Here is a 4,419-nt window from a genome sequence, read left to right as displayed (position 1 = left end):
GGCACCTCGGCACCGGCGGGCATCCCCGCCGGTGCCGAGGTGCCGAGCGGCGGGGCCGACGTGGTGGATCACTACACGATCGAGGGCCCGAAGACCAGCCATACGGACTACACGACCGGTGCCAACGTCAGGACCGTGTCCATGGACTACAAGGAGATATTCACCTACTCGTACGCCGACATGGTGTCGACCACTCAAGAGTTCGCCGACAACTGGACCTTCGAGCTCTCCGCAAACGGCGAGACGAAGGGCAAGGGCGGGATCATCTTCGCGGAGGCCGAAGTGAGTGTCGGCGTCGGCCTGAAGGTCGGAGCGGGGGTGGCGTGGCGTGACATCGACACCAAGTCGCTGACCACCACGTTCGCCTCGGCGAAGCAAGCGGACTGGAAGGCCGGGCAGCGCGCGGGGTACGCGCCTGCTGGCTATCTCCGGCAGTACACCACCGTGTACTACCACAAGGGGGGACGTACCTCCACGAAGAACTGGACCGCGTTCGAGGTGCACTCCTATGAACCCCACGTGTTCAGGAACGGAGACCCGCCGAACCTGGTGACCCTCAAGACGGTCGCGTGCCGTTCGGAGTCGTCTTGCTGAGGCTGAGGCCCCTCGCACGGACGGCACTCGTCCTCTCGGCCGCGCTGCTCACGGGCTGCGGCGGCCAGGAGGACGTCCCACGGCCGCCGGCGGCCCCCGCTCCGGTGACCTCCGGGGCGGGCGCGACGGACGGTCCGGTCGAGTGGGCGGCGCACGCCGCCCGCCTGACGCCTCCCGAGCACGGGACCGTCACCGAGGCCGGGGTGAGCCTGGCCCGGCGGGCCGGCGGCTACCGCTTCTACCTGTGGGAGACCTCCAAGGGGAAGGTCTGCACCGCCCAGGTGACGGACTCGGGCGTGGCCCGTGAGATCGCCTGCGGCAACCCGGCGGAGGCGGCCCCCGTCAGGGGGTCGAAGCTGGCGGGGCTCGTCGGACCGGGCACCGGTTTCGCGGAGTGGTACGTCATGGTCGCCGTGGCACCCGGGGCGGAGGTGACCTCGGTCGAGCACGAGGGCAAGGTGTTGTCCTGGACGCACGTCAGGACGCTGTCGCCCGCGACGACCGGCCGTGACGTCTACTACGTCACGCTGCCCGATCGGACCTACGGGCGGCTCGACGTCACCCTGAAGGGAGCCGACGGCCGGCTCGGGAAGGACCGGCTCCAGCTCTGACGGAACCTGAGTGCGGACGGCGGGGGTGTCTTCGGGCGCCCCCGCCGTTCGTCGTTCCGTGGTGCGTCGCCCGTGGCGGTGTCAGATCAGCGGCTTCGCGAAGCAGCGGCTGTTCTCGTAGTCGCGGTACATGCCGAACTTGGCGCACGGTTCGTAGCCGCTCGACGTGTAGAGGGCTATCGCCTCCGGCTGGGCCGTGCCCGTTTCGAGGACCATGCGGGTGCGGCCGGCCTCGCGGGCGTCGGATTCCAGGGCGGAGAGGATGCGGCGGGCCAGGCCAAGGCCTCGGGCCTCGGGGATCACGTACATGCGCTTGAGTTCGGCGTCGCCGTTCTCGTAGCCCTCGTCGTTCTTGTCCTGGGTGCGCCAGCCGCCCGTGGCGACCGGCTTGCCCTCGGGGTCGTACGCGAGGAGGTAGAGGCCCTGGGGAGGGACGAACATCCCGGCGTCCAGCGGTGTGGCGTCGCCCTCGTCGCCGTAGCGGACGGCGTACTCCGCCTGGACCGCGTCATCGAGTTCGACGGCGTGGGGGTGGTCGTAGGGCGTGGGCCGGATGTTCATGCGGAGTATCGTACATGTATGCGGAAGCGGGGTGTCGGTATTCTCCCGGGATGCTCACTGTGACGTCCGTGAATGTCAATGGTCTCCGTGCCGCCGCAAAGAAGGGGTTCGTCGAGTGGCTCGGCGGGACCTCCGCCGACGCCGTCTGCCTGCAGGAGGTGCGCGCCGAGGAGGCGCAGCTGCCGCCGGAGGTGCGGGCCCCCGAGGGCTGGTTCACCGTGCACGCGCCCGCCGCCGCCAAGGGGCGCGCCGGAGTGTCCCTCTACACGCGCCGCGAGCCCGACCGGGTGCGCGTGGGCTTCGGGTCGAGCGAGTTCGACGCCAGTGGCCGGTACGTCGAGGCCGATCTGCCCGGCGTCACCGTCGCCAGCCTCTACCTGCCCTCCGGTGAGGTCGGCACCGAGCGCCAGGACGAGAAGTACCGGTTCATGGGCGAGTTCCTGCCGTATCTGAAGGAGCTCCGGGAGCGGTCCGCCGCCGACGGCCGCGAGGTCGTCGTCTGCGGCGACTGGAACATCGCCCACCAGGAGGCCGACCTCAAGAACTGGAAGGCCAACAAGAAGAACGCCGGCTTCCTCCCCGAGGAGCGGGAGTGGTTCGGGAAGGTGCTCGACGAGGGCGACGGGGGGTACGTGGACGTCGTGCGCGTCCTGCACCCCGAGCAGGAGGGTCCCTACTCCTGGTGGTCCTACCGCGGCCGCGCCTTCGACAACGACACCGGCTGGCGCATCGACTACCAGATCGCCACCCCCGGGCTCGCCGCCAAGGCCGTCAAGGCGTACGTCGAGCGGGCCGCCACCCACGCCGAGCGGTGGAGCGACCACGCGCCCGTGACCGCCGTCTACGCGCTGTAGGGGAGCGGCGGCGGACGCGTCCGCCCGTCGTCGCCCGCCGCCCCGGTCGTACCGCGATGCGCGCCCGCGGCCGGGGGATTGATTTCGGCCGCCCCTCCGTCGCCTGTTCGTTTCTGTATTACCGTGCTGCGATCAGGCACGGTCGCGTCGGGGAGAATCGTTGAGCGCTCGCATTCTGGTCGCCGAAGACGACGTGAAACAGTCTCGGCTCATCCGGATTTATCTGGAACGTGAGGGAAATGCGGTGCAGGTCGTCGCGGACGGCCGCGCGGCGCTGGAACGGGCCCGGTCGGTAAAACCGGATCTGATCGTTCTGGATGTGATGCTGCCGCTCGTCGACGGCCTCGACGTCTGCCGCATTCTGCGCACCGAATCCGATGTCCCGATTCTGTTGCTCACCGCCCGCACCACCGAGGAGGACATGCTCCTCGGCCTCGACCTCGGCGCCGACGACTACCTCACCAAGCCGTACAGCCCCCGCGAACTGACCGCCCGTGTGCGGGCCCTGCTGCGCCGGTCCAGGAAGGGCGGCGCCGACGGGCCCGCCGTGCTGCGGGTCGGCGCGCTGGAACTCGACACCGCGCGCTTCGAGGTCCGGGTTGCGGGCCGGCCGGTGGCGCTGACCTCGAAGGAGTTCTCCATCCTGGAGGCGCTGGCCCGTGAGCCCGGCCGGGTCTTCAGCCGGGCGCAGATCATCGAGCGGGTCTTCGGCTTCGACCGGGACGTGCTGGAACGGACCGTGGACGCCCATGTGATGAACCTGCGCCGCAAGCTGGAGCGCGAGGGGAGCGCCGAGGCCGCCCGGTGCGTCGAGACCGTGTACGGGCGGGGCTACCGGCTCTCCGACGGCTGACGCCCGTCCCCGCGCCCTTCCTGACGTCGCCCGTCCCCACGCCCGTCCTGTCGTCGCCCGTCCTGGCCCCGGTCCGGGAGGGCCGTCAGGACGATTCTGAACGTCGTGCCCACGCCGACCGTGCTCTCCGCGGCGATGGTGCCCCGGTGGTCCGTGACGATCTGGCGGGCGATGGACAGGCCGAGACCGCTGCCGCCGGTGGCCCGGCCGCGCGAGGCGTCCGCCCGCCAGAAACGGTCGAAGAGGTGGGGCAGGTCCTCGGCCGGTATTCCGGTGCCGGTGTCCCGTACCTCCACGATCGCCAGCTCGCCGTGCGGGACCAGGGCCAGCGTGACGGTGCCGCCCGGCGCGGTGGCCCGCAGCGCGTTGCCGACGAGGTTGCCGACGACCTGGCGCAGCCGGTCCGCGTCGCCGTGCACGGAGACGGCGCACGGCGCCGCCACCTCCAGGGCGACGCCCGCCGCCTCGGCCCGCGCGCGGTGGGCGCGGCGGGCGGCGGCCAGCAGTTCGCGCAGGTCGACGTCGGCGCGGTGGTAGGTGAGCGCGCCGGCCTCGGCGAGGGCCAGGTCCTGGAGGTCGTCGACGATCCGCTGCTGGAGCAGGGCCTCCTCGTGGAGGGAGTCGAGGAGTTCGGGCGTCGGCTCGACGACCCCGTCCCGCAGCGCCTCCAGATAGCCGCGGAGGTTGGCGAGCGGGGTGCGCAGCTCGTGCGCGATGTCGCCGGTGAGGCGGCGCTGGCGTTCCTCGCCGGCCTGGATGGAGCCGGCCATGCGGTTGAACGCCCCGCCGAGCTGGGCGATCTCGTCCCGTCCGGTGACGGGCACCCGCCTTCCGAGGTCGCCCTCGCCGAGCGCCTTGGCGGCCAGGGTCATCGCGCGGACCGGACGCAGGACGGCCCGGCCCAGCAGCAGGGCGGCGAGGACGGCGGCGAGGGCGACCTCGGAAG

General features: G+C 71.4%; 6 protein-coding genes. 4 read left to right on the top strand and 2 right to left on the bottom strand.

Annotation, left to right across the window (positions count from 1 at the left end; genetic code table 11):
* Together AOK00_RS31465 and AOK00_RS39790 are read left to right on the top strand one after the other, a co-directional pair.
* Window positions 1-594, top strand: a 594-nt coding sequence (locus AOK00_RS31465; protein WP_159041886.1) for a hypothetical protein, incomplete at its 5' end; no start/stop codon positions are given.
* Window positions 588-1,205, top strand: a complete 618-nt coding sequence (locus AOK00_RS39790) for a hypothetical protein (RefSeq protein WP_216822280.1) — start codon at window positions 588-590, stop codon at window positions 1,203-1,205. The genes AOK00_RS31465 and AOK00_RS39790, both read left to right, overlap by 7 nt.
* Window positions 1,206-1,286: 81 nt before the next feature.
* Here AOK00_RS39790 and AOK00_RS31455 read toward each other — a convergent pair whose 3' ends face one another.
* The gene (locus AOK00_RS31455) at window positions 1,287-1,766 is read right to left on the bottom strand and encodes a GNAT family N-acetyltransferase (protein ID WP_055603594.1); all 480 of its coding nucleotides are present in this window, start codon (window positions 1,764-1,766) and stop codon (window positions 1,287-1,289) included.
* Between the two features lie 50 nt (window positions 1,767-1,816).
* On the opposite strand from AOK00_RS31455, the gene AOK00_RS31450 reads away from it, so the two are divergent.
* Together AOK00_RS31450 and AOK00_RS31445 are read left to right on the top strand one after the other, a co-directional pair.
* Window positions 1,817-2,620, top strand: a complete 804-nt coding sequence (locus tag AOK00_RS31450; protein ID WP_055603593.1) for an exodeoxyribonuclease III — start codon at window positions 1,817-1,819, stop codon at window positions 2,618-2,620.
* A gap of 160 nt (window positions 2,621-2,780) precedes the next feature.
* Window positions 2,781-3,473: a response regulator transcription factor gene (locus AOK00_RS31445; RefSeq protein WP_055603592.1), complete on the top strand. Its 693-nt coding sequence runs from the start codon at window positions 2,781-2,783 to the stop codon at window positions 3,471-3,473.
* On the opposite strand, the gene AOK00_RS31440 is transcribed toward AOK00_RS31445, so the two are convergent.
* Window positions 3,452-4,419, bottom strand: a 968-nt coding sequence (locus AOK00_RS31440; RefSeq protein ID WP_159041885.1) for a sensor histidine kinase, incomplete at its 5' end; no start/stop codon positions are given. The two genes, AOK00_RS31445 and AOK00_RS31440, sit on opposite strands and share 22 nt — an antisense overlap.

This window comes from Streptomyces aureus (assembly GCF_001418135.1).
In the GTDB taxonomy this organism is placed as follows: Bacteria; Actinomycetota; Actinomycetes; order Streptomycetales; family Streptomycetaceae; genus Streptomyces; species Streptomyces aureus_A.
Note: the sequence above shows the minus strand (reverse complement) of the source record. Positions and strands in the feature narration are given on the sequence as shown.